This window comes from Sphingomonas sp. BLCC-B65 (assembly GCF_028550675.1).
Lineage (GTDB): Bacteria > Actinomycetota > Actinomycetes > Actinomycetales > Microbacteriaceae > Microbacterium.
Genome location: NZ_JAQQGL010000001.1, coordinates 2,766,920 through 2,790,945 on the forward strand (window position 1 = coordinate 2,766,920; position 24,026 = coordinate 2,790,945).

General features: G+C 69.8%; 19 protein-coding genes and 1 tRNA gene. 16 read left to right on the forward strand and 4 right to left on the reverse strand.

Features of this window, described 5'->3' with window-relative positions; genetic code table 11:
• The first annotated feature begins 64 nt into the window (after nt 1-64).
• Both PP359_RS13050 and PP359_RS13055 read left to right on the forward strand, forming a co-directional pair.
• Entirely contained in the window at nt 65-4,825 is a 4,761-nt protein-coding gene (locus tag PP359_RS13050) for an HtaA domain-containing protein (RefSeq protein ID WP_499250776.1), read from the forward strand.
• A gap of 26 nt (nt 4,826-4,851) precedes the next feature.
• Entirely contained in the window at nt 4,852-5,223 is a 372-nt protein-coding gene (locus tag PP359_RS13055; protein WP_499250777.1) for a PLD nuclease N-terminal domain-containing protein, read from the forward strand.
• A gap of 39 nt (nt 5,224-5,262) precedes the next feature.
• On the opposite strand, the gene acs is transcribed toward PP359_RS13055, so the two are convergent.
• Entirely contained in the window at nt 5,263-7,233 is a 1,971-nt protein-coding gene (gene acs / locus PP359_RS13060; RefSeq protein WP_112930931.1) for an acetate--CoA ligase, read from the reverse strand.
• Between the two features lie 399 nt (nt 7,234-7,632).
• On the opposite strand from acs, the gene PP359_RS13065 reads away from it, so the two are divergent.
• From PP359_RS13065 to PP359_RS13105, 9 genes are all read left to right on the forward strand, one after another.
• Nucleotides 7,633-8,739 carry a TadA family conjugal transfer-associated ATPase gene (locus PP359_RS13065; RefSeq protein ID WP_112930932.1) on the forward strand — a complete coding sequence of 369 codons (1,107 nt, stop codon included), beginning with the start codon at nt 7,633-7,635 and terminating at the stop codon, nt 8,737-8,739.
• Nucleotides 8,736-9,683, forward strand: a complete 948-nt coding sequence (locus PP359_RS13070; RefSeq protein ID WP_499250778.1) for a type II secretion system F family protein — start codon at nt 8,736-8,738, stop codon at nt 9,681-9,683. The genes PP359_RS13065 and PP359_RS13070 overlap by 4 nt, the downstream gene beginning before the upstream one ends.
• A 38-nt stretch (nt 9,684-9,721) precedes the next feature.
• Complete coding sequence (locus tag PP359_RS13075; RefSeq protein ID WP_036286284.1) at nt 9,722-9,958, forward strand: DUF4244 domain-containing protein; 237 nt, start codon at nt 9,722-9,724, stop codon at nt 9,956-9,958.
• A gap of 59 nt (nt 9,959-10,017) precedes the next feature.
• Nucleotides 10,018-10,290 (forward strand): TadE family protein, encoded by a 273-nt coding sequence (locus tag PP359_RS13080; RefSeq protein WP_239498555.1) that lies wholly within the window; start codon nt 10,018-10,020, stop codon nt 10,288-10,290.
• A gap of 49 nt (nt 10,291-10,339) precedes the next feature.
• The gene (locus tag PP359_RS13085; protein ID WP_036316007.1) at nt 10,340-10,666 is read left to right on the forward strand and encodes a hypothetical protein; all 327 of its coding nucleotides are present in this window, start codon (nt 10,340-10,342) and stop codon (nt 10,664-10,666) included.
• A 67-nt stretch (nt 10,667-10,733) separates the two neighbouring features.
• Nucleotides 10,734-13,433: a type I DNA topoisomerase gene (topA, locus tag PP359_RS13090; protein WP_112930934.1), complete on the forward strand. Its 2,700-nt coding sequence runs from the start codon at nt 10,734-10,736 to the stop codon at nt 13,431-13,433.
• Nucleotides 13,430-14,053 carry a dTMP kinase gene (tmk, locus tag PP359_RS13095; protein ID WP_499250779.1) on the forward strand — a complete coding sequence of 208 codons (624 nt, stop codon included), beginning with the start codon at nt 13,430-13,432 and terminating at the stop codon, nt 14,051-14,053. Before topA ends, tmk begins: the two co-directional genes overlap by 4 nt.
• Before the next feature lie 66 nt (nt 14,054-14,119).
• A complete protein-coding gene (locus PP359_RS13100) occupies nt 14,120-15,298 on the forward strand; it encodes a DNA polymerase III subunit delta' (RefSeq protein WP_051039436.1) in 1,179 nt (392 codons plus the stop codon).
• Complete coding sequence (locus tag PP359_RS13105; RefSeq protein WP_112930936.1) at nt 15,295-16,875, forward strand: alpha/beta hydrolase; 1,581 nt, start codon at nt 15,295-15,297, stop codon at nt 16,873-16,875. The genes PP359_RS13100 and PP359_RS13105 overlap by 4 nt, the downstream gene beginning before the upstream one ends.
• A gap of 3 nt (nt 16,876-16,878) precedes the next feature.
• On the opposite strand, the gene PP359_RS13110 is transcribed toward PP359_RS13105, so the two are convergent.
• The 3 genes from PP359_RS13110 to PP359_RS13120 all read right to left on the reverse strand — a co-directional run bounded on the left by PP359_RS13110 (nt 16,879) and on the right by PP359_RS13120 (nt 19,543).
• Nucleotides 16,879-17,538, reverse strand: coding sequence for a methionine ABC transporter permease (locus PP359_RS13110; protein WP_016464466.1), 660 nt, complete (start codon nt 17,536-17,538; stop codon nt 16,879-16,881).
• Nucleotides 17,531-18,571, reverse strand: a complete 1,041-nt coding sequence (locus tag PP359_RS13115) for a methionine ABC transporter ATP-binding protein (RefSeq protein WP_499250780.1) — start codon at nt 18,569-18,571, stop codon at nt 17,531-17,533. The genes PP359_RS13110 and PP359_RS13115 overlap by 8 nt, the downstream gene beginning before the upstream one ends.
• Before the next feature lie 81 nt (nt 18,572-18,652).
• Nucleotides 18,653-19,543 (reverse strand): MetQ/NlpA family ABC transporter substrate-binding protein, encoded by an 891-nt coding sequence (locus PP359_RS13120; RefSeq protein WP_433718749.1) that lies wholly within the window; start codon nt 19,541-19,543, stop codon nt 18,653-18,655.
• Nucleotides 19,544-19,769: 226 nt separating this feature from the next.
• On the opposite strand from PP359_RS13120, the gene PP359_RS13125 reads away from it, so the two are divergent.
• The 5 genes from PP359_RS13125 (at nt 19,770) to PP359_RS13145 (ending at nt 24,025) form a co-directional block, all read left to right on the forward strand.
• Nucleotides 19,770-19,845: transfer RNA gene (locus tag PP359_RS13125), tRNA-Thr, on the forward strand.
• A gap of 26 nt (nt 19,846-19,871) precedes the next feature.
• Nucleotides 19,872-20,267: a hypothetical protein gene (locus PP359_RS13130; protein WP_347417549.1), complete on the forward strand. Its 396-nt coding sequence runs from the start codon at nt 19,872-19,874 to the stop codon at nt 20,265-20,267.
• 64 nt (nt 20,268-20,331) lie between these two features.
• Nucleotides 20,332-22,614 (forward strand): MMPL family transporter, encoded by a 2,283-nt coding sequence (locus tag PP359_RS13135; RefSeq protein ID WP_499250781.1) that lies wholly within the window; start codon nt 20,332-20,334, stop codon nt 22,612-22,614.
• A gap of 47 nt (nt 22,615-22,661) precedes the next feature.
• A complete protein-coding gene (locus tag PP359_RS13140) occupies nt 22,662-23,246 on the forward strand; it encodes an isochorismatase family protein (RefSeq protein ID WP_378792017.1) in 585 nt (194 codons plus the stop codon).
• Nucleotides 23,243-24,025 carry a DUF2510 domain-containing protein gene (locus PP359_RS13145; RefSeq protein WP_499250782.1) on the forward strand — a complete coding sequence of 261 codons (783 nt, stop codon included), beginning with the start codon at nt 23,243-23,245 and terminating at the stop codon, nt 24,023-24,025. The genes PP359_RS13140 and PP359_RS13145 overlap by 4 nt, the downstream gene beginning before the upstream one ends.
• The last annotated feature ends 1 nt before the right edge of the window (nt 24,026 follow it).

Consider the following 24,026-nt stretch of genomic DNA (forward strand, 5'->3'; position numbering starts at 1 on the left):
TGCATCAGACCGCTGCGCCCACCGTCATCCCTCTCCGCTTGCGCTCCATCGAGGTCACTTCCGCATGCCTGTTCTTCGTCGTCCCACTGCGCTCCTGCGCGTCTTCGCCGTCACCGCCGTCCTCACGCTCCTCACGGGCCTCGCTGTCGCCCTGTCCCCGTCGCCCGCATCGGCGGCAGGGACGGGGATCTCATCGGGCACCGTGCACTGGGGAATCAAGGAGTCGTGGCGCAACTACATCGGCAGCGGGGTGATCACGGAGGGTGGCGTCACTCGCGCGGCCGACGGCGCCTTCGACTTCCCCGTCTCGGGGGGATCGTTCGACGCGGCCGACAACGCCCTGACCCTGTCGCTCGATGGGTCGGTGCGCTTCGCGGCCTACTGCAGCGACCCCGTCGCCTCCACCGGGTGCCTGCTCGATTCGACGTTCTCGAAGCTCACGGTGACGATCTCCGCCGACCGTCAGGAGCTCCGGGGGGACTACGACGGCATCGCGCGCGACAATCCAGGCGGGGCCATCGCGCACTACGGTGACGTCGTCATCGCCACGATCGATGCGCTCGGGGCGAAGCCGACGACGGATGCCGGAGTCACCACATGGCCCGCGATGTCCACGGTCGCGGGCGAGGGCTTCCCGCTGTACCCGGTGGGCACGACGATGGACGCCGTGACGGTGAGCTACACCGGTGCCGGCGGAGCGCCGGATCTCGGTGAGAAATGGAGCACGCCGGGTGCTCCCGTCTTCGCCCCGGCAGCCACATGGACCGGTGATGCCGATGCCGCGAGCCGAGATGTCCTCGTCGGCGCGACGATGCTGCACGTCGTCGAACGTGCGTCCAGCACCGCCCCGCGGCTCACCGTCCGCGCTCATGACCCCGCCGGTCTCGTCCCGGCCGCGAGCGTCGACATCGCTCTCGAGCCGAACGCGACGTATGCGGTCGCCAGCGATCCGGCATCCGATCGCGTCTTCGTCGTCACCCAGGTGCGCACCAACGTCGCCGGCGTCCGCGGCGGCACCGCGATCGTCACCGCCGTGGAATGGACCCCCGGCGGCTACAGGACCTCTGTGGTCGAGACGATCACCGGAACCGCGTTCACCCTGAACGCCGTCACGTGGAACTCCGTTGCCGACGAGCTCGCCCTGATCACGCAGGTGCGCGGTTCCGCCGCGGATCGTTTCACCCTGACGCGCATCGTGGACGGCGTCGGAGCGGTCAGCCGCGTGCCCGTCACACTTCCCCCGGATGCGACCGACGCGGAGCGGTCGGCCGAGCTGTTCGGAGGCAGCGGCCCGAAGTCCGGGGGAGCGCTCATCGCGCTTCGCGACGGGACCTATCTTGCGGTCGGCAAGCTCGTCGACGGCAAACCGCTGCGCGCCCGCCACCTGGTGCCGGCAGCGACCTCGGCCGCGACCACCTTCGTCGAGGGCAGCGTCCCCACCGTGCAGCCGTTCGCCGCCGACTACAACCAGTACTTCGCGTACGAGCTGGCCACACGCGCCGCGGACGGGTCCGTGCTGCTCTACAGCGCGAACTGGACCGGGGTCGTGGCCTATGTCGATGTGGCAGGCGGAGTCGCGCGCACGATCGCCAACGACGTACCCCTCAGCGTGCAGGGCTACAGCGATCACGCGGCATCCGATCCTGGTCATGATCTGGACTACGTGCTCAGTCAGACGTCGTCGTCGATCGATGTGCTCCGCGATCACCGGCTGATCACCAGCGTCGCCGTCGGCGGCTTCGCGCGCGACGCGCTCAGCCGCGACGTGTTCGCCGTGCTTCCCGACGGGTCAGTCGTGGTGCAGGTGAAGGATGAGGCGACCGGTAGACGCGCCCTGCAGCGGCTGTCCCTCACCGGCGTCGCCCCCGTCGTGTCGTCCGATCCGGTCGACCGCTCGGTGACCCTGCCGGCCGGGACGTCGTCGGCCGCCGTCGCCTTCCAGGCCACCGGAAGCGGGCAGGTGCAGTGGCAGCTCCGGCCCTCGGGTGCGACGCGATTCAGCGACATCCCTGGAGAGACCTCGCCCCTGTTGGCGCTCAACGCCACCGTGAACACCGACGGCACGCAGGTGCGCGCCGTCTTCTCGAACGCGGCGGGCAGCGTCGCGAGCGCGCCCGCGACGATCCGCGTGGCGAGCGCCCCGATCATCGAGGCACAGCCGACGGCGCCGACCGTGTACGTGGGACAGCCCTACCAGCTCTCGGTTCTCGCAGCGGGCAATCCAGCCCCGGCGGTCACCTGGCAGCGTCAGATCGACGGTGCGTGGGTCGACGTGGTCGAGGGTGTCGAGGGAACCCGCCTCACCGTCGCCGCGGCACCCCAGGGCGACGACGGCGCACGGTACCGGGCGAAGCTCACGAACAGCGTCGCCACGGTCTACAGCGCCGAGGTCGGAGTCAGCGTGCGCACCCGACCGGCCGTCCCCGAGACGACGACCTACACCGGCGTGGCGTTCGAGTGGACGGGCGCCGCGGAGTGGCAGCACCGTCCGCCGAACGGCAGCGCGGCCAACTACTTCTCCGCCGGGGTCTCCGATGGCACGGAGCAGACCTATCGTGCAACCTCTGACGGCGTGCGCATCCTCCAGCGGGCCGCCGACGGAACCGCAACCACGGAGGCGACGTGGCAGACGCGCGGTGCGCATGTCGACGCGGGAGGGCAGGCTGCCCAGCTGATGCGCTTCACCGACGGCACGGCCGTGCTCGGAGCCGACGGAGCAGCGACGATCGAGTGGAAGGGGACGGTGAGCGTCAACTTCTACGACGGGCTCGTGCCGTTCACGCTGGCCGATCCTCGTCTGACGGTGGCCGCGGATGGCACCGGCATCCTCAGCGCCGATCTCTCGGGTTATGCGGGTGACATGTCCAACCCGGACAAGCCGAAAGAACCGGTCGCGCCGCGGAGCGACGTCACCGTGGCGACGTTCCGAGGGGTCGTCGTCGACGCCACCCGCGGGTTCGTCGTCGCTCCCGACTTCACCGGTGTCGAGATCGATGCGCGCGGGGGCACGCCGCAGGTGCGGTCGGGATCCGGATGGGGAGCATGGCCCCAGCAGTTCGTCGATTTCCACGCGACGACGCATCTGGCCGCCTACTTCTATTCCACCGGCGGGTCGATGGATGCCGCCAAGCGCCCGGCAGCGTTCGCGATCGGGTTCTCCGGCGCCGGCATCCCCAGCACTCCTGTCACGCCGGACACTCCGGTCGTGACACCACCGGTCATCGTGCCGAGCGGTCCGACGACGACCGTCCAGACACGCGAGGGCGCTCTGCTGTGGGGTGTGAAGAGCTCGTTCCGCAGCTACATCACCGGCCCGATCGCCAAGGGCGCGATCGCGGTATCCGGCGGCGCGAGTTCGGCCGACGGGCAGTTCCGCTTCGGTCAGACCGGCAGCGCTCTCAGGGACGGCCGCGGCACGGCCAGCTACGGCGGATCGGTGCGGTTCACCGGGCACGCCGGCGTCCTCGATCTGACCTTCTCCGACCCGCAGGTGCGGATCGACTCGGCATCGAGCGCGACCCTCCTGGTGAGCGTGGGTGGCAGGCGCACCGATCTCGCTTCGCTCGATCTCGCGGCCGGTCATCGCAGCGACGCGGAGGGGGCGCTGGCCTACAGTTCCGTGCCCGCGACCCTCACGGCCTCGGGTGCGGGGATCTTCTCCTACGGATCCTCGCAGTTCTATGGCCCCGGGACGGCGATGGACCCCGTCGCCTTCGTCGTCGGAGCGGATGCCGCGCCCGGCTCGGGCGGCGAGGCACGAACCGTCGCTTCGGCGCGCGCAACCCCGGCCTGGACGCCTCCCGCCGAGCCGCCTGCCCGCACAGGGCTGTCGATCGATGCCGCCTACGCCGCCGGGGTGCCGGCGGGCGGTGAGATCTCGGCGTCGGGGGCGGGCTTCGCCCCCGGGGAGACCGATATCAAGGTCGTCGTGTATTCGACGCCGATCGTGCTCGAGCAGGCGCTGACGGCGGATGCGAACGGCGTTGCGACGTGGCGAGGACTGCTTCCGGCGACGCTCGCTGCGGGCACCCACACGCTCACCTTCCAGGGCAAGGACCTCGCCCTCGGTGCACCGATCTCGGTGCTGGCCCCCGTGGCGATCAGCGGCTGCACGGTCGACGAGGCGTCGATCGACTGGGGGTTCAAGGAATCGTTCCGTTCCTATGTCTCCGGATCCATCGCGCACGGAACGTGGGAGGTGTCCGACGGTGCCGCCTACACGACCCCGGTGTTCCAGTGGCACAGCGGAACGGGCACGGCGGACCTCACGGCGATGACCGGCCAGGTCGACTTCGCCGGAACCGTCACCTTCACCGGCCACGACGGCCTCCTGCACACGACCGTGGGCAGCCCTCGCCTTCGGCTCGTCAGTGCGACACGCGCGCAACTTCTGCTCGATGTCTCCGGGGTGACGATGGAGGACGCGCTCGCGGGGCGGACCGACAATGCGGTGACCGCCCTTGCCGTGCCCTTCGTCGACATCGACCTGACGGCGGCGGAGGTCTCACGCTCCGGCAACGGCGTCACGGTGAAGGGCGCGCCGACGACGATCACGGCAGAGGGGTCGACGGCGTTCCCGAACTATCCGGCGGGAACCGCTTTCGATCCGATCTCGTTCTCGATCTCGGTCAGCGATTGCGCGACGCAGGTGCTCTCAGACGACGCGGCGGCGGCGGTCGGCTCGACGGGGGACGCCGCAGCATCCGCCATGCCGGTGTGGGGATGGGCGCTCGTCGGCGGCGCCGCGCTGCTGTTCGCCGCCGGAGGGTCTGCGGTGACGACGATGGTGCTGCGACGGCGGAAGGAGCCGCACACGTTGCGCTGAGAGGGGACGACGGGGAGAGTAGGGGCATGCCGGTCCTCGCTCTGCTGGTCTTCGTCATCATGGTCGCCGCGCTCGTCGATGCGATCACGAGGCGCGACGATCAGGTGCTCCACCTGCCGAAGTTCGCCTGGATCATCTTCATCATCCTGCTGCCCCTCGTGGGATCGGTCCTCTGCTTCGCGCTCGGTCGCGAATGGGGAAGGGCGTCCGAACCGATGAGCTTCGGCGACCCTCGACGGTGGTCACGTGAGGCGGAGCAGCCGGCCGCGGCATCCCCGATGCGCGATACCCGCACGACCGAGCAGCAGCTGGCCGATCTCGAGCGGGAGGAGCGTGCCGCGCGCCTGGAGGCGGAGATCCGGCGGCGCCGGTCGGCACAGGAGGAAGGCGCGAACTGACGCGCCGCCCTCCGATCCGCCGCGGCGGCCGAGGGGGCCCTACTTCTTCGTGACCTTCGACTGGATCGTCGACATGACCATGGTGTCGGCCAGCGTCGTGGTGTCGCCGACCTCGCGCCCCTCGGCCACGTCGCGCAGGAGCCGACGCATGATCTTTCCGGAGCGGGTCTTCGGCAGCTCGGTGACGATGTACACATCGCGCGGGCGTGCGATGGGGCCGATCTGCTCGCCGACCCACCGGCGGAGGACGTCCACGATGCCGTCGACGTCGTGCGCCTTGAGGAACGACTCCTTCAGTACGCAGAACGCGACCACCGCCTGGCCCGTCGTGTCGTCGGCGGCACCGACCACCGCGGCCTCGGCCACCGCTTCGTTGCCCACGAGCGCCGACTCGATCTCTGTCGTCGACAGACGGTGCCCGGACACGTTCATCACGTCGTCGACCCGGCCGAGGAACCAGACGTCGCCGTCATCGTCCAGGCGCGCGCCGTCGCCCGCGAAGTAGAAGCCCTTGTCTTGGAACTTCTCCCAATAGGTCTCGACGAACCGTTCCGGGTCGCCCCAGATGCCGCGCAGCATCGAGGGCCACGGCTTCGTGATGACCAGCAGGCCCCCGTTGCCGTTGCCGACGTGCGTGCCTTCGTCGTCGACGACGTCGATGCCGATTCCGGGAAGCGGCACCTGAGCCGATCCCGGCTTGGTCTCGGTGACTCCGGGCAGTGCCGACACCATGATCGCGCCCGTCTCGGTCTGCCACCACGTGTCGACGATGGGGGCCGCATCACCGCCGATGATCGATCGGTACCACATCCATGCCTCGGGGTTGATGGGCTCGCCCACAGAGCCGAGGAGACGCAGCGAGGACAGATCGAACTTCTGCGGGATCTCGCGGCCGAGCTTCATGAACGAACGGATCGCCGTCGGCGCGGTGTACAGGATGGTCACGCCGTACTTCTCCACCAGTTCCCACCACCGGCCCGGATGCGGCGCGTCGGGCGTGCCCTCGTAGAGCACCTGGGTGGCGCCGTTGGCGAGCGGACCGTACGTGACGTAGGAGTGCCCGGTGATCCAGCCGATGTCGGCCGTGCACCAGAAGACGTCCGAGGCCGGGTGCAGGTCGTGCACGACCCGGTTGGTGAACGCCGCCTGCGTCAGATAGCCGCCCGAGGTGTGCAGAATGCCTTTGGGCTTTCCGGTCGTGCCCGAGGTGTAGAGGATGAACAGCGGGTTCTCCGCCGGGAACGGCTGCGCCTCGTGCTCGGCGGATGCCGCGGGAACCGCTTCGTGCCACCAGATGTCTCGGCCCTCGGTCCAGGAGATCTCGTTGTCCGTGCGGCGCACCACCAGCACGTGCTCCACGCTCTCCTGCAGCCCCTCGCCGCGGTCGCCCAGGGCCTGGTCCACGGCCGGCTTGAGGGGCGAGACACGTCCCTTGCGGTATCCGCCGTCGGCGGTGATAACGAGTTTCGCTCCCGCGTCGTCGATGCGCGAGCGCAGGCTGTCGGCCGAGAACCCGCCGAAGATCACGGAGTGGATGGCGCCGATGCGGGCGACCGCGAGCATCGCGACGATCGCTTCGGGGATCATCGGCAGGTAGATGGCGACGCGGTCGCCGGCTCCGATGCCGAGCTGCTCCAGCACGTTCGCCGTCCGCTTGACCTCCTCGGTCAGCTCGGCGTAGGTGATGCGGCGCTCATCGCCGGGCTCGCCTTCCCACAGCAGCGCGACGCGGTCGCCGTTGCCGGCCGCGACATGGCGGTCGAGGCAGTTGTACGCCACGTTCAGCTCGCCGTCGGCGAACCACTGGGCGAACGGCGGGTTCGTCCAATCGAGGACCTGGGTGAACGGGGTGTGCCAGTGCAGGCTCCGGGCCTGCTCCGCCCAGAAGCCGTCGCGGTCGGCATCCGCCTGCGTGTACAGACCGGCGGTGGCGACGGCATCCGCGGCGAACTCGGGGGAGGGGGCGAACCGGCGGGTTTCATTCAGCAGGTGGTCGATCTGGCTGCTCATCTGCGCGCTCCTTTGCGGCGGTGGCGGGATCGGGTCCCGGACGACTCACGAAATCTAGCGACCGCGACCGACACGGCACTACCTCCGGAAGGAGGGGGCGAGCCCTGCGGCGCGGGTCCGTGGTTTCACCGATATATCAGCGTCGACACGCGTTTTCGAGTGGAGCGGGGCTGGACGTCTGCGTATGCTCGATCCGGCCGAACTTCGATTCAGGCAGCGCGACTCCCGACCACCCCCGATTCCGGGATGTCGCGTGGCGGCATCCCATCTCCCCCTATGGGATGCCGCCTTCTCTCTTTCCGCCCCGTCGGCTCCTCCCCAGGGAGGGCGATCGCTGCGTTCCTCACGGGTGAGGTCGCGCCCGGCCGTCGCCGCGCGCCGCGCACGTAGCGTCGGGGTATGTCCGAGCCTTTCGTCGCCCACCGCCGCGGCACACGTCGCGTTCCGGAGGCGGTACGCCGGTTCGTCGTCGATGAGCGTGGCGTCGAGTCCGTCGCGCGTGTCCGCGCCGACGCGGCGGAGCCCGCGATGGCGTCGGGGCCGGTTCCGCTGCGTCGTGCGCGACGCCGGCGCCTTCCCGATCACCCGGCCCTCGAGCCCCTTCGTCACCTCCTGAGCGATCCCGAGGTGACGGACGTGTTCATCAACGGCACAGACGGCCTGTTCGTCGACCGCGGCGCCGGGGCCGTGCCGGTCGTCGAGTGGCGGGCGGATGCCGATGAGCTGCGCGCGCTGGCCGTCGCGCTCGTCGGAATCGGCGGGCGCCACCTCGACGACGCCTCGCCCGTGGTCGACGTGCGGTGGGAGCACGGCGCGCGCGTGCACGCCGTGCTTCCCCCCGTCGCGTGCACGGGCACGGCCATATCGATCCGTCTGCCGCAGGTCGACGTCCCCGATCTCGATGAGCTCGCCCGTCGCGGCCTCTGCGATGCCGAGACCCACAGGCGGCTCGAGAAGCTCGTGGCGGCGCGTCGCAACATCCTGGTGTCGGGCGCGACGGGTGCGGGCAAGACCACGCTGCTGTCGGCGCTGTTGGGCCGGGTACCGCCGCACGAGCGAATCGTCACGATCGAGGACGTCGCCGAGTTGCGGGTGGACCATCCGCACCACGTGCGTCTCGAAGCGCGCCAACCGAATCTCGAAGGCGCCGGCGCGGTTCCGCTGTCGCGTCTCGTCCGCGAAGCCCTGCGGATGCGGCCCGATCGGCTGGTCGTCGGAGAGTGCCGTGGCGAGGAGGTCCGCGAACTGCTGACCGCCCTGAACACGGGTCACGAGGGCGGCGCGGGCACGGTGCACGTCGGCCGTATCGCCGATCTGCCCGCTCGGCTCGAAGCGCTGGGCGCTCTCGCCGGAATGGACGATCGGGCGCTCGCGCGCCACGTCGTCAGCGCGATCGGTGTCGTGGTGCACGTCGAGCGCGGTCCGGACGGCATTCGTCGCGTGGTCGGTTTCGCCCGGCCCGGGCTCGACTGCCATGGTCGGTTGGAAATGGCGGCCGTGCCATGAAGGCTGCCCCGGCTGAGGCCACGGAGGCCGCCGAGACGTTGCAGAGGCTCGCCGTCCTGCTGGAGGCCGGTGTCGCGCCGGCGCAGGCGTGGTCACTGTTGGCGGAGGACGGCGATGCCACGGCGCTGCGCCTCCTCGGCGACGCTGCGCCCGACGACGGCGGAGGGGAGGCGGAGGGCGTTCCCCCTCCGCAGCACCACCCGCTGCTCGATCCGACGGAGAACATGGATCGGCTGGGAGGGGCGTGGACCGACGTCGCGGTGGCCTGGCGCGTCGCCCAGACGGTCGGAGCTCCGCTGGCGCCGAGTCTTCGCCAGTTCGCCGGCGCGCTGCGATCAGCTGCCGAGATGCGCGATGACGTCGCTGTGGCCCTTGCCGACCCTCGGGCCACGGCGCGCCTCGTCGCGTGGTTGCCTGCCGTCGCGATCCTTCTCGGGGTCGCCCTCGGATTCGACGTGGCCGCGGTGCTGGTGCACCCGGTCGGAATCGGCTGCATCGCCACCGGCGCCGCGCTCATGCTCGCAGCGCGCCTCTGGACGGCGCGCCTCGTCGCTCGGGCGGAGCCCGACAGGCGGCTGGCGGGGCTACAGAGCGAGATCGTGGCGATCGCTCTCAGCGGGGGCGTGTCGGTCGAGCGCGCCCTCGCCGTGACCACCGCTGCGGGCGCGGGCGAGATCGAAGCCGACGTCCACGCGATGCTTCGGCTCTCACGACGTGCCGGTGCGCGCGCGGTGGAGTTGCTGCGTGCGGACGCGGCAGAGCAGCGTCGCAGGGCGCGCACGGACGGCCGGCTGCGCGCCGCTCGCCTCAGCTCTCGGCTGCTCCTGCCGATGGGTGTCTGCACCCTGCCCGCCTTCCTTCTGCTCGGCGTCGCGCCCCTGCTGATCTCGGTCCTCAGCGGTTCGACGCCCCTCCTCACGTCCGCGGGATCGCCGGCGGCCTGACGTGCCCCCTTCCACACCGAGAGAAAGTAGGACTCTGCATGTTCCATCCTTCGCCCATCACGCTCACGAGCGGCGGGGCCACCGCTCTGCCGCCGCTCACGCTGCGACGTGCGCGCGAGCTCTACGCCGACGAGTCGGGGGCGGCCACCGCGGAGTACGCCGTGGCCACCATGGCCGCCGTGGCCTTCGCCGGGCTGCTCGTCATGATCATGCGCAGCGATGAGGTCCGCGGCATCCTCACCGACCTCGTCCGCCGCGCCCTGACGGTCGCATGATCCGCCGGTGCGATGACGGCGGATCCGCGACTGCCGAATTCGCCGTCATCGTGCCCGCGGTGGTCCTTCTCATCGCCCTGACCGCGGGCTCTCTGAGCGCCGTCGGTCGCCTCGTGCGTCTCGAGCAGGCGGTTGCACAGGCCGCGCGACTCGCCGCTCGCGGCGAGCCCGATCGGGTCGCCGAGCTCGTTGCGACCATCGCCGATGCGCGTCTCGATGCGATCGCCGCGGACGGCGACCTCGTCTGCGTGACGGCCTCCGCCGGCGTCCGCGTGCCGTTGCCCCTTCCCGAGCTGAGCGCGCGCTCCTGCGCTCTCGACGGCGGGCGGTGAGCATGGTGTCGGCGGATACGTTCGACGCGCGCGGTGGGGAGTCCGTCTGATGGCCGGGTCCGCCGCCGCGCTCGGCGCTCTCGCCGTCGCCGCGGCGGCAGCGGTGGGAGTCGGCGCGGTCGGCGCCGCCTCGGTCCACTCCGCTCGCGCGGCGGGAGCGGCCGACGCCGCGGCTCTCGCCGCCGCGGATGCCGTGACCGGAGCTGCGATCGGCGTGCCGTGCGATCGCGCGGCCGAGGTGGCCGCCTCCGTGGGGGCGGAACTCATCGCGTGCGCGGTCGTCGAGATGACCGCCACCGTTCGCGTTCGCGTCGGCGGCGGCCTGCTCGGCGCCGAAGCCCGCGCGCGTGCCGGACCGCCGTCGGGGAGGGAATGACCGGCCCGCTCCCAGCGTCTTCCCCATGGGGCGGTGTGTATGGTGTGCATCGGAGAAAGGACGCCACGTGGCAGCTGTCAAGAGTGCTGGGGGCAAGAAGCTCGTCATCGTCGAGTCGCCGACGAAGATGAAGTCGATCCAGGGATACCTGGGCGACGGATACGAGGTGCTCAGCTCGGTCGGTCACATTCGTGACCTTGCGGACAAGAAGGACATTCCCGCCGAACTGAAGAAGACCTCGGTCGGGAAGTACTCGATCGACATCGAGAACGGCTTCACTCCGCTGTACGTGGAGAGCGAGCGCGGCAAGAAGACCGTCGCCGAACTCAAGCGCGCCCTGAAGAACGCCGACGAGCTCCTGCTCGCAACCGATGAAGACCGCGAAGGCGAAGCCATCGCGTGGCACCTCCTGGAGGCACTCAAGCCCAAGGTCCCCGTCAAGCGCATGGTGTTCCACGAGATCACCAAGGACGCCATCCGCGCCGCCGTCGACAACACCCGCGAGCTCGATCTCGCGCTGGTCGACGCTCAGGAGACACGCCGCATCCTCGACCGCCTGTACGGGTGGGACGTGTCCGACGTCACCCGGCGCAAGGTCGGTCAGGGCACCTCCGCCGGGCGCGTGCAGTCGGCGGCCACCCGCCTGGTCGTCGATCGCGAGCGTGAGCGGATGGCGTTCGTCTCGGCCTCCTACTGGGATGTGGAGGCACTCGCCGCCTCCGGACAGGAGTCTTTCGCCACGCGCCTCGCCCGCCTCGACGGCGCGCCGCTGGCCCGCGGCACCGACTTCGACGACGCCGGTCAGCTCAAGAAGGCCGTCGTCGTGCTGACGGAGTCGCAGGCGCGTGAACTTGCCACCGCGATCGAGACGCGAGGCGACGCCACCGTCACCGCCGTCGAAGCCAAGCCCGGCACCCGCAGCCCGAAGCCCCCGTTCACCACCTCCACCCTGCAGCAGGAGGCCGGACGCAAGCTCTCGATGAGCGCCAAGCACGCCATGGGCGTCGCGCAGCGGCTCTACGAGAAGGGCTTCATCACCTATATGCGCACCGACTCGACGGCCCTGTCGACGCAGGCCGTCACCGCCGCGCGCACCCAGGCCGTCGCCCTCTACGGCGACAAGGCCGTGCCGGTCAACCCGCGCAGCTACCGCAACAACAGCAAGAACGCGCAGGAGGCCCACGAGGCGATCCGCCCCTCCGGTGATGCGTTCCGCACCCCGGCATCCGTCGCGTCCTCGCTCGACCGCGACGAGCTGCGTCTGTACGAGCTCATCTGGAAGCGCACCGTCGCCTCGCAGATGTCGGATGCGAAGTACGAAACGACCACGGTGACGCTCGAGACCGAAGCCGCAGGTCGGACGGCCGCGTTCACCGCGTCGGGAACCGTCTACACCTTCAAAGGTTTCCTCGAGGCCTACGAAGAGGGACGGGACGAGAAGCGCGGCGACGCGGACAAGTCCGACGATCAGTCCCTTCCGGCGCTCGCCGTCGGCGACGTGCTCTCTCTGAGCGACGTCGAGCCCAAGGGCCACGCGACGAGCCCGAAGCCCCGCTACACGGAGGCTTCGCTGGTCAAGGCGCTCGAGGAGAAGGGGATCGGCCGCCCATCCACCTTCGCGAGCATCATCGACGTCATCATCAATCGCGAGTACGTCACCAAGCGGGGCCAGGCACTGGTTCCGAGCTGGCTCGCGTTCAGCGTCGTCCGACTGCTCGAGGAGCACTTCGCCGACCTCGTGGACTACGACTTCACCGCGGCGCTCGAAGACGATCTCGACGCGATCGCCCGCGGCGAGCAGCAGCGGGTCGCGTGGCTGAACGAGTTCTACTTCGGCTCCGAGAACCACGTCGGTCTGCGCCACATCCTCGACAACCTCGGCGAGATCGACGCGCGCGAGATCAACGCCACCAAGATCGGCGACGTCGCCACACTCCGCTTCGGACGCTACGGGCCGTACCTCGACGTGCCCAACGATGACGGCACGACGCGCATCGTCAACGTCCCGAGCGATCTGGCCCCCGACGAGCTCACCCCCGACAAGGCTCGTGAGCTCATCGACGCGCCGATCGCCGGCGACCGGGTGCTCGGGCAGAACCCGGACAACGGGCGGGACATCGTCGTCAAGGATGGACGCTTCGGTCCCTACCTCGAAGAGGTGCTGCCCGCAGAGCCCGAGTCCGAGCCCGAGCCGGTCGCTACCGAAGGCGCCCCGAAGAAGCGCGTCGCCAAGAAGAAGGTCGAAGCACCCAAGCCGCGCCGTGCGTCGCTGTTCAAGAGCATGTCGCCCGAGACCATCGACCTCGAGACCGCTCTGAAGCTCTTCTCGCTGCCGCGCACCGTCGGCGTCGAACCGGAGACGCAGACTCCGATCACGGCCCAGAACGGCCCGTATGGCCCGTACCTGAAGAAGGGCACGGACTCGCGCTCGCTCACGAGCGAGGACCAGATCTTCGACATCACGCTCGAGCAGGCGCTGGAGATCTATGCGCAGCCCAAGTACGCGAACCGCGCCGCGAGCTTCCTGAAGGAGTTCGAGGCCGACCCCGTGTCGGCCAAGCCCATCCGCATCAAGGATGGCCGGTTCGGCGCGTACGTGACCGACGGCACCACGAATGTGACCATTCCGCGCGGCCAGACCGCCGATGACATCACGTTCGAGGTCGCCGTGCAGATGCTGGCTGACAAGCGCGCCAAAGGTCCCGCGCCCAAGCGCACCACCCGGCGAGCGACGACCACGCGCAAGCCGGCCGCCAAGAAGAAATGACCCGCGGGATCTGGGTCACCTTCGAAGGCGGCGACGGCACCGGCAAGACCACGCAGGCCACGCGCCTGGAGACCTGGTTGCGTGAGCAGCAGCGCACCGTCGTGCGCACACGCGAACCCGGCGGCACGGAGGTGGGTGTGCTCATCCGCGAGATCGTGCTGCACCATCGCGGCGAGGTCGCGCCGCGGGCCGAGGCGCTGTTGTACGCCGCGGACCGCGCCCAGCACGTGGCCACGCTCGTGCGGCCGGCGCTGGCGCGCGGCGACGTGGTGATTCAGGACCGCTATCTCGATTCCTCCGTGGCCTACCAGGGCGCGGGACGCGTGCTGGATGCCGAGCAGGTGCGGGATCTGTCGATGTGGGCCGCCGAGGGGGCGCTGCCGGATCTGACGGTGCTGCTCGACCTCGACCCGGCTGTCGCGCGGCGGCGCCTCGACGCGGCGGACAAGCCGTTCGACCGTCTCGAGGCCGAGAAGAGCGCGTTCCATGAGCGGGTCCGCGACGCCTTCCTCGCCCTCGCGGCGGCCGATCCACGCCGCTTTCTCGTGCTCGACGCGGCACGGTCGGAGGACGAGCTCGCCGCCGCTGTCCGCGATCGCATCCGCCCTCTGCTGGCTTGAGGTGTCACCTCCGCGGCACGACCCGATCGGCGGTGGGCTGTCGGCACCTGCCCGTAGGCTGGGCTCATGAGTGCGGATTCGGCGATCGCCACGGCAGATCGATCCCGCGCCGCGTTGCCGTGGGGCGAGGTATGGGGTCAGGATGAGGCGCTGCAGCAGCTGCAGGCCGCGGCATCCGACCCCAGTCAGCTCGCCCACGCATGGCTGATCACCGGGCCCGCCGGGTCGGGACGCTCGACGCTGGCTGCGGCCTTCGCCGCCGCGCTCATCGCTGAGCCGGGCGACGAGGCGGCGATGCGCCAGGTGCTCGCGGGAACGCACCCCGACCTCACGGCGCTGCGCACCGAGGGCGTCATCATCTCCATCAAGGACGCGCGCGCCCTCGTCGAACGCTCCTATTTCTCTCCGTCGCTGGGCCGGTACCGCGTCATGGTGATGGAAGACGCCGATCGCATGATCGAGCGCACCAGCAACGTGCTGCTCAAGGCGCTCGAAGAGCCGCCCGAGCGCACCGTGTGGATTCTCTGCGCGCCGAGCGAGGCCGACCTCCTGCCCACGATCCGTTCGCGGGTGCGCACTCTCCGCCTGCGCGAGCCCGACGTCGCCGACGTCGCCCGGCTCATCGTCGCGCGCACGGGCGTCGACGAACAGACCGCCGAGCAGGCCGCGCGATTGTCGCAGCGTCACATCGGCATGGCCGTGCGCCTTGCGACGGATGCCGACGCGCGGGCACGCCGTGACGAGACCCTGCGCGCCGTGATGTCGGTGCGTGGCGTCGGGTCCGCCGTCGAGACGGCGGCGCGCATCGTCCAGGTCGCCACCGACGACGCCAAGGCGCTGACCGCCGAACGCGACGACGCCGAGCGCGAGGCGTTGTTGCGGACGCTGGGTATCACCCCGGGAGCCGCGGTGCCGCCCGCCGTGCGCAGTCAGCTCAGCGCGCTCGAGGACGACCAGAAGCGCCGAGCGACGCGGAGTCTGCGTGACGGCATCGACCGCGTCCTGACCGATCTCGAGTCGATGTTCCGTGACGTGCTGATGCTGCAGTTCGGTCGCGGTGACGATCTCATCAACCGTGAGTTGGCCGATGAACTGGCCGCCCTCGCGGCGGCGTGGACTGCTCCGCGCACGCTGGTCGTGCTCGACGCCATCGCCGCCACCCGAAGCAACCTGGAGGGCAACGCCGCCCCCGCCCTGGCCCTGGAGAGCATGCTCGTGACCGTCGCGAGCGGGAGGACCCTGTGACCGAGACACCCCGCCGTCCCCGCAGAACCCTCATGCGCCGAGCGCTGATCGCCGTCGCATCCGTCGCCGCGGCATCCACGATGCTCACCGGCTGCCTGTATGCGGCGATTCCGCCAGAGAGTGCGAGCACGCCGGCACCGAGCCGCCAGCCGGACGTCGAGGGCGTTCCGGCCGGGTTCGAGCAGTTCTACGGGCAGGCACTCGACTGGAAGGCGTGCACCGGGACCGACGCCGGCCGTTTCGACTGCACGACCGTGTCGGCGCCGTTGGACTGGTCCGACCCCGCGGTCGGCACGATCGACCTTGCCGTCATCCGTCGCGCCGCGAGCGACGGGGCTCCGATCGGCTCGCTTCTGACCAACCCGGGTGGCCCGGGGGCGAGCGGGTACGACCTCATCGCCCAGTCCTCGTCCTTCGCCGTGGGCTCGGCGCTGTCGGATGCCTACGACGTCATCGGCTTCGACCCCCGCGGCGTGGGGCGCTCGACCGCCGTTCGGTGTTTCGATCCGTCGGCGATGGACGCGTACCTCTTCGACATTCCCACCGATCCGCGAGGCAGTCAGGGGTGGACCGATGAGCTGACGGCGCGAAACCGCGACTTCGTCGCTGCGTGCGAGGCGAACAGTGGCGGCATCCTGAAGTACATCACCACCGACAATGCGGCGCGCGACATGGATCTGCTGCGCGCCGTGCTCGGGGACACCAAACTCAACTATCTCGGCTACTCCTACGGCACCTTCCTGGGCGCGACCTACGCCAAGCTGTTCCCCGAACGGGTCGGACGACTCGTGCTCGATGGCGCGATCGATCCGTCGGTTTCCGGGCTCGACGTGAGCACGACGCAGGCGATCGGGTTCGAGTCGGCGCTGCGGGCGTACATGGCGGACTGCCTGCAGAGCCGCAGCTGTCCGTTCTCCGGCACGGTCGATGAGGGTATGGCGGCGCTCGGCACTCTGCTGGCCAGCGTCGATCGCGTACCGCTCACCGCCTCGGACGGCCGCAAGCTGGGGGCTGACACGCTCATGACGGCGATCATCGCCGCCCTCTACTCGCAGGACAGCTGGACGTATCTGTCCACCGCGCTCTCGGATGCCCTCGCCGGCAAGCCCGACACCGCGTTCCAGCTCGCAGACTTCTACTACGCGCGCTCGAACGGCACCTATCAGGACAACTCGACCGAAGCGTTCCGTGCCTATAACTGCATGGACTATCCGCTCGACACCTCGCAGGCCGACAAGGATGCTGCCGATGCGATCGTGAAGCAGAAGGCGCCGACGATCGCCCCGTACTGGCAGGGCGTCGACGTCTGCGAGGTGTGGCCGTATCCGCCGACCGGTGTGCGCGAGAAGATCACCGCCGACGGGGCGGCGCCGATCGTCGTCGTCGGCACGACGAACGACCCGGCGACCCCGTACGAGTGGTCGGTGTCGCTCGCGCAGCAGCTGTCTTCGGGCGTGCTGATCACCCGCCAAGGCGAGGGCCACACCGGCTACAACAAGGGCAACGCCTGCGTCGACAAGGCCGTGGAGTCCTATCTCGTCGACGGCACCGTGCCGACGAACGGCCTCACCTGCTGATCGCTAACGACGCAGGACGCGTCGAGCGAGGGCGTTGCCCACGAACTGCACGAGCTGCACGATGACGATGATCACGAGCACCGCCGACCACGTCACCCACGGGTTGAACTGTTTGAAGCCGTAGTTGATGGCGAACTCGCCGAGACCGCCGGCGCCGATGGCGCCGGCCATCGCCGTCATGTCCACGAGGGCGACGACGACGAAGGTGTAACCCAGCAGGAGCGGGCCGAGCGCCTCGCGCGGGATCAGTCGGAACAGGATCCTCGAGCGGCTCGCTCCCGCGGCGCGCGCCGCCTCCACCACGCCCGGGCGCACCGTCAGCAGGTTCTGTTCGACGATGCGACTGATCGCGAACAGCGACGCGATCGTGATCGCGAAGATCGCGAACGGCACGCCGATGCCGGGAAGTCCGATGCCGCGGGCGATCGGTTGGACGGCGGCGAGCAGAATGATGAACGGTATCGGACGGAAAGTGTTCACGATGACGTTGAGAACCCCGAACACCACGCGGTGGGGAAAGAGGCTGCCGGCCCGCGTGGCGTAGAGCGCCATTCCGAGCACCAGGCCGCCGAGGCCGCCGAGCAGCAGCCCGGCGGAGGCGACGTAGAGGGTCTCGACCGTCGCGTCCCAGAGCTGCGGCAGAAGAGTGATGAGCCTATCCACGAGTGTCCTCCTCGGTCAGACGAGCGACGGTGGATGCCGCCGCCAGTGCGCGCTCCACGGCATCCGCCTCGCCGGTGAGCGCGAGGGTGAGGTGGCCGAACACTCGACCGTGGATGTCGTTGATACCGCCGTGGACGACTTCGAATCTCACGCCGTGCGCGGCGAGGGTCGCGAAGACCTCGGCCTGCGCGGAGCCCTCGCCCTCGCGGACGTCGAGGGTGACGATGCGCCCGTCGTGCCGCGCGCGCAGTGCAGCAAGGTCGGCTCCGCGGGGGACCTCGTCGATGACGCTCGCCACGAAGCGTGCGGTGGCGGGGTGCTCGGGGGCGGAGAGTACGTCGAACACGCTGCCGGACTCGATGACACGACCGCCCTCCATGACGACGACGCGGTCGGCGATGACCCGGATCACGTCCATCTCGTGCGTGATGAGCACGATCGTCACGCCGAGTTCACGGTTCACGCGCCGCAGGAGAGCGAGAACCTCCTGCGTGGTGTCGGGGTCGAGGGCACTGGTGGCCTCGTCGGCGAGGAGGATGCGAGGGCTCGTCGCGAGAGCGCGGGCGATGCCGACGCGCTGCTTCTGCCCGCCCGAGAGCTGTTCCGGGTAGGCGTTCGCCCGGGCGGCGAGGCCGACGAAGTCGAGCAGCTCGGCCACGCGATGGCGGATCTCGTTCCGCGGCCTGCCGGCGACCTCGAGCGGGTAGGCGATGTTGCCCGCGACGGTGCGCGAGTCGAAGAGGTTGAACTGCTGGAAGATCATCCCGATGTCGGAGCGAAGGCGGCGCAGCTGCCGTTCGGGCAGTCGCGTGATGTCGGTGCCGTCGATCTCGACCGCACCTGTCGTGGGGATCTCGAGGGCATTGATCAGGCGCAGGAGGGTGGACTTGCCCGCCCCCGAGTAGCCGATGACGCCGCACACCTCGCCGGCAGCGATCTGAAGCGAGACGTCGTCGAGGGCGACGACGGGTGGAGCGCCCTTCGTCTGCGGCGGATAGGTCTTGGTCGCGGAGACCAGTCGGATGAGGCTCATGAGATCTCGCTCGGTGTCGATGGACGGACGACGAACGCGCGCATGCGGCCCTGCCCGGAGGCGGGGCCGCATGCGCGGCGGTCACTGCTGGGCGCGGATGTCGTCCTCGGTCTTGTTCAGCGAGCTGACGAGGTCGGCGACCGGCGTCTTCAGCAGCACGGCGCTGCCGCCGGATGCGTCGAGCACCCCTTGCTGCACCGATGCCGTCTCCTGGTAGATCTTCACCAGCTTCTGATACGTCGGGTTGTCGGCGTCCTTGGCCTTCGCGGCGAAGACGTTGATGTACGGGAAGGCCGCCGGGTCGGCGGGGTCATCCTGTGCGAGCAACTGATCCTTGGTGAGCCCGGACTTTGCGACGAAGTCGTTGTTGACCACGGCGCCGGCGAAGTCGGGAAGAGAGGATGCCGTGAAGTCGGCGGCCACGGCCTCGACCTTCACCGTGGAGCCGGGCTCGATGTCGGCCACGGTCGAGAAGATCGATCCGCCGCCCTTGAGCGAGATCAAGCCGGCCGACTGCAGCACGAGCAGGGCGCGTGCCTGGTTGGACTCGTCGTTGGGGACGGCGATCGTGCCACCGTTCGGGATGTCCGCGACGCTCTTGTACTTCGTCGAGTACAGGCCCAGCGGGTAGATCGCGGTCGCACCGACCGGAACCAGATCGTCACCTGCCTTCACGTTGTAGGTCGCGAGGTAGATGATGTGCTGGAACTGGTTGAGGTCGAGCTCGCCCGCAGACAGGGCGGGGTTGGGCTGGTCGTAGGCGTCGAAGTTCACGATCTCGACGTTGATCCCTTCGGCGGCCGCAGCATCCTTGTAGGTCTGCCAATACGGGTCGCCCGCGCCGACGACACCGATGCGGACGGGGTCCTGCGCGCCGCCGGTGCCCTCCGCGGGGGCGGCGCCGGATGCGCAGGCGCTCAGAAGAAGGGCAAGGGGAACGGCCAGGATCGCGGCCAGGGACTTTCGGGACATGGTGGTGCTCCTTGTGGATCGGGGCACCGCGTCGCGCGGGATCTCTCGGCTCCCCGCGCTCGCCTCGTCGCGGTGCCTGATCGACGGTAGGCACAGTCGACCGAGGTCGTGGAATCGCTCCGTAACACGGCGACACCGCGCGGGTGAGGCGGTCGCCGTCGTGGTTCGCGACCGGGCTCCGGACCCTGTAAGATCGGTGATCGTGCATGGCGCTCCGGCTCCTTGCGCCGCCTTAGCTCAGACGGCAGAGCGATTCACTCGTAATGAATAGGTCAAGGGTTCGATTCCCTTAGGCGGCTCCACTTCTTCACCGACTTCGGGGAGACCGATGGATCACGCGATCGACGCGCTGATCGAGATCTTCACCTGGGTCGGTTTCGGCGGCTTCCTCCTCCTCGCGATCGCCGTCGTGATCGCGTGGGCGGCCGACGGCACCTGGTTGCCGGCGGAGGCCATCATCGACCGCGACGGCGGTGATCCCGTCGTCCGCTGGTTCGACGCAGACGGCGACGCCAACAGTGCGCCGCTGTCCCCGGCCGACGCCGTGGTCATCGGCGACGCGGACGCGGCGTTCATCTGGTACCGCCACGGCTGGCAGGGGCGCGTGCGCCTGCAGCGGCGCCCCGCCGGACTGCGCACACTGACGTGGTCGGCGGTGGGGATGCTCGCGTTGGGGGTGGTCAGTCTCGTCGCGGGATGGGTGCTCTACTTCGTCCGCGGATGAGCGGGCGCCCGCGCGCGCGACACAGAGCTGGCATGCGGGACTTATTACTAGATAAGCTAGCGACATGACTCGTCGCACCGACACCCCCACCCGCTGGCTGCGTATCGGCATCCCCGTTCTGCTCGTCCTCATCTGGCTGGTGGGCGGCTCGATCGGCGGCCCGTACTTCGGCAAGATCGACGAAGTCGCCACCAACGATCAGTCCTCGTTCCTGCCGTCGTCGGCGGAGTCGACGCAGGTGCAGGAGCGGCTCTCGCAGTTCACCGGCGGCGACAGCATCCCGGCCGTGGTGGTCGTCACTGGTGAGGGAGCGCTGAGCGCCGCCCAGCTCACCCAGATCACCGAACTCGCCGCCACGATCTCCGACGTCGAGGGCGTCGAGCAGGTCTCGCCGGCGATCCCGTCCGACGACGGCGAGGCGGTGCAGTTCTTCGTGCCGATCTCGACGTCGGGCGACGTCGGTGAGACGGTCACGGCCGTCCGCGAGAGCATCGAGAAGAACCTCCCGACGGGCCTGGAGGCGTGGGTGACCGGGCCCGCCGGCTTCACCGCCGATCTGGTGGCTGGCTTCCTGGGCATCGACGGGATCCTGCTTGCCGTCGCACTCGGCGCCGTGTTCATCATCCTCGTCATCGTCTACCGATCGCCGCTGCTGCCGATCCTCGTGCTGCTGACCTCGACGTTCGCGCTGTGCGTCGCGCTGCTGACGGTGTGGTGGCTGGCCAAGGCCGGCATCTTCGTGCTCAACGGTCAGGTCCAAGGCATCCTCTTCATCCTCGTGATCGGCGCCGCCACGGACTACGCGCTGCTCTACACCGCACGTTTCCGCGAAGCGATCGGCACGGGTGCGCGACGCTGGGATGCCGCGGTCATGGCCTGGCGCGGCGCCTTCGAGCCGATCATCGCGTCCGGCGGTACCGTCATCGCCGGCCTGCTGTGCCTGCTGCTGAGCGACCTCGCCAGCAACCGGGCGCTCGGACCGATCGCCTCGATCGGCATCGCCTTCGCGGTGCTGTCCGCTCTCACCTTCCTGCCCGCGCTTCTCGCGATCTTCGGGCGCGTGGCGTTCTGGCCCTTCATCCCGAAGGGCGCCGACGGCGACCCGGGCGACAACGCCGAGCGTCTCGTCACCGACCCGAGCGCTCCCGTTCGCGGGTTCTGGGGTCGGCAGGCCCGTCTGGTCGCGCGCCATGCGCGGCCGGTATGGATCGTCTCGACGGTCGTGCTGCTCGCGGCATCCGTCGGCGTGCTGCAGCTGAAGGCCGATGGCGTGCCGCAGAGCGACCTGGTGCTGGGAGCCTCGCAGGCCCGCGACGGGCAGGACGTGCTCGCGCAGCACTTCGCCGCGGGATCGGGGAGCCCCGCGTACATCGTCGTGCCCCAGGACCGGGTTGCGGATGCCGTCACCGTGCTCGAGAAGGCGCCCGGCATCGAGTCCGTCGCAGCGACCGCCAAAGACACCGTCTCGGGTCAGATCGGCGTCTCGGTGCAGGACGGTACGGCGGTGTACACGCTGGCCGGTCCGCCGAGCGCGACGCCGCCGCAGCCGACGGTGGTCGACGGCGACGTGCTGTTGGTCGCGACGCTGTCGGACGAGGCAGACTCGCTGGCCGCGGAGCAGACCGTACGCAACCTGCGGACGACGTTCACGAGCGAGCTCGGTGCCGATATCGCACGCGTCGGCGGACCGACCGCGATCGATCTCGACACGAACGACACGTCGATCCGCGACCGCACTCTCATCATCCCGGTGATCCTGGCTGTCATCCTCGTCATCCTCATGCTGCTGCTGCGAGCGATCGTCGCCCCGGTCATCCTGATCCTGAGCGTGATCCTGTCGTTCGGTGCCGCGCTCGGAGTCAGCGCGTTGGTCTTCGACAACCTGTTCCACTTTCCGGGAGCCGATCCGGCGGTGCCGCTGTACGGCTTCGTCTTCCTCGTGGCTCTGGGCGTCGATTACAACATCTTCCTGATGTCGCGCGTGCGGGAGGAGTCGAAACGGCACGGCACACGCCCCGGCATCCTGCGCGGACTCGTCGCGACCGGCGGCGTCATCACCTCTGCCGGGCTCGTGCTGGCCGCGACGTTCGCCGCACTCGGTGTGATCCCGATCCTCTTCCTCGCCCAGCTGGCGTTCATCGTCGCCTTCGGCGTGCTGCTCGACACCTTCGTGGTGCGGTCGCTGCTCGTGCCGGCGGCGACCTACGACCTCGGGCGGCGCATCTGGTGGCCCTCGCGCCTCGCGCGGGCCGACGTCGACGCGGTTCCGAACTCCTCCATTCCGTCGGAGGCGGTCGCGACACGCCGCTCGCGGCGGTCGAACCGGAACGACGCGCGGGAGTTGTGAACGGGCGGCGCTGACCGCAGCGGCGTCGAAGGGTTAGCCTCGGTGGTATGACCAGAGCACTGTTCATCGTCGACGTCCAGAACGACTTCACGGAGGGCGGGGCGCTCGCCGTCTCCGGTGGCGACGCGGTCGCGCGCGGGCTGACGGCATACCTGTCCGCTCACGGGAGCGAGTACGAGGTCGTCATCGCCTCGCGGGACTGGCACGAGGGCCACACCGACAACGGCGGTCACTTCGCGACCGATGCGGAGCCCGACTTCGTCGACACGTGGCCGGTGCACTGCGTGGCAGACACACCGGGCGCTGACTACGACGCCGAACTGGTCACGGATGCCGTGACCCACCACGTGAAGAAAGGACAGGGCATGCCTGCCTACTCGCTGTTCGAAGGAACCACGGATGCCGGTGAGAAGGTGTCGGCGCTGCTGAGCGCCCACGGCGTGACGGAGGTCGATGTCGCGGGGCTCGCCACCGACTACTGCGTGCGCGCCTCGGCGCTCGACGCGATCGAACACGGGCTTCACGTGCGCGTGCTCACCGACCTGGTCGCGGGGGTCGCGCCGGAGACCTCCGACGCCGCGCTCGCCGAGCTCGCCCACGCGGGCGCCGAGCTGGTCGGAGCGGCAGCGTGAGCGCCCCCGCCGGTTGGTACCCGGACCCCGCAGACCCCACGGCGCGCCGCTGGTGGGACGGGTCGCAGTGGACCGCCCAGACCGCGCCGGCGCCGCGGTTCGGCGAGTACGCGCCGACGCCCGGAGCGCCGACCACCCCTGTCGCACCCGTCACCCCTGCTGCGCCCGTCGGGCCGCCGACGTCCTACCCGCAGGCCGCGCCGGCGATGGGCGGCTCGGCGGCCTATCCTGCCGCACCCGCCTACGCCGGCCCGGGGGCCACCCCGCCCGTCGTCGACGTTCCGACCAGTACGGTCTGGGTGTGGTTGGCCGTCGCGGCATCCGTCCTGCCGATCCTGTCGGTCTTCCTCATCGACTGGAACGGCTACATCGCAGCCGTCGTGGCGATGTCGCGCGAAGCCTCGTCGGGACTGTCCGGCGTGCCGGCGGAGCTGATGTCGTGGGAGGCGCGCACGTTGGGCATCTCCCTGATCGGGTGGGTGTTCTACGCCGCGTTCGTCGTGTTCAGCTGGCTCGACTGGCGCGAGCTGAAACGCCGCGGCGTCGTCGCCCCCTTCGGCTGGGCGTGGTCGTTCTTCGTGCTGCTCGGCCTCGGATCCGCGGTCTACATGATCGGCCGCGCCGTGGTGCTGCGCCGTCGCACCGTCGCCGGCGGCTGGGCGCCGCTGTGGACCTGGATCGCGGCGACGGTCGTCGGCTTCATCGCCTCGATCTCGCTCATCGTGTGGGTCATCGGAGAGATCGTGCAGGCCGTGTCCTTCACCGTCCAGGGCAGCTGAT

What these genes read in the sequence shown, in the direction of transcription:
- PP359_RS13075 (WP_036286284.1), top strand. Translation starts at nt 9,722, where the DNA reads ATGTTCCATCCTTCGCCCATCACGCTCACGAGCGGCGGGGCCACCGCT.
- acs (WP_112930931.1), bottom strand. Translation starts at nt 7,233, where the DNA reads ATGAGCAGCCAGATCGACCACCTGCTGAATGAAACCCGCCGGTTCGCC.
- PP359_RS13085 (WP_036316007.1), top strand. Translation starts at nt 10,340, where the DNA reads ATGGCCGGGTCCGCCGCCGCGCTCGGCGCTCTCGCCGTCGCCGCGGCG.
- tmk (WP_499250779.1), top strand. Translation starts at nt 13,430, where the DNA reads ATGACCCGCGGGATCTGGGTCACCTTCGAAGGCGGCGACGGCACCGGC.
- PP359_RS13130 (WP_347417549.1), top strand. Translation starts at nt 19,872, where the DNA reads ATGGATCACGCGATCGACGCGCTGATCGAGATCTTCACCTGGGTCGGT.
- PP359_RS13135 (WP_499250781.1), top strand. Translation starts at nt 20,332, where the DNA reads ATGACTCGTCGCACCGACACCCCCACCCGCTGGCTGCGTATCGGCATC.
- PP359_RS13140 (WP_378792017.1), top strand. Translation starts at nt 22,662, where the DNA reads ATGACCAGAGCACTGTTCATCGTCGACGTCCAGAACGACTTCACGGAG.
- PP359_RS13070 (WP_499250778.1), top strand. Translation starts at nt 8,736, where the DNA reads ATGAAGGCTGCCCCGGCTGAGGCCACGGAGGCCGCCGAGACGTTGCAG.
- PP359_RS13100 (WP_051039436.1), top strand. Translation starts at nt 14,120, where the DNA reads ATGAGTGCGGATTCGGCGATCGCCACGGCAGATCGATCCCGCGCCGCG.
- PP359_RS13065 (WP_112930932.1), top strand. Translation starts at nt 7,633, where the DNA reads ATGTCCGAGCCTTTCGTCGCCCACCGCCGCGGCACACGTCGCGTTCCG.
- PP359_RS13055 (WP_499250777.1), top strand. Translation starts at nt 4,852, where the DNA reads ATGCCGGTCCTCGCTCTGCTGGTCTTCGTCATCATGGTCGCCGCGCTC.
- PP359_RS13120 (WP_433718749.1), bottom strand. Translation starts at nt 19,543, where the DNA reads ATGTCCCGAAAGTCCCTGGCCGCGATCCTGGCCGTTCCCCTTGCCCTT.
- PP359_RS13115 (WP_499250780.1), bottom strand. Translation starts at nt 18,571, where the DNA reads ATGAGCCTCATCCGACTGGTCTCCGCGACCAAGACCTATCCGCCGCAG.
- PP359_RS13050 (WP_499250776.1), top strand. Translation starts at nt 65, where the DNA reads ATGCCTGTTCTTCGTCGTCCCACTGCGCTCCTGCGCGTCTTCGCCGTC.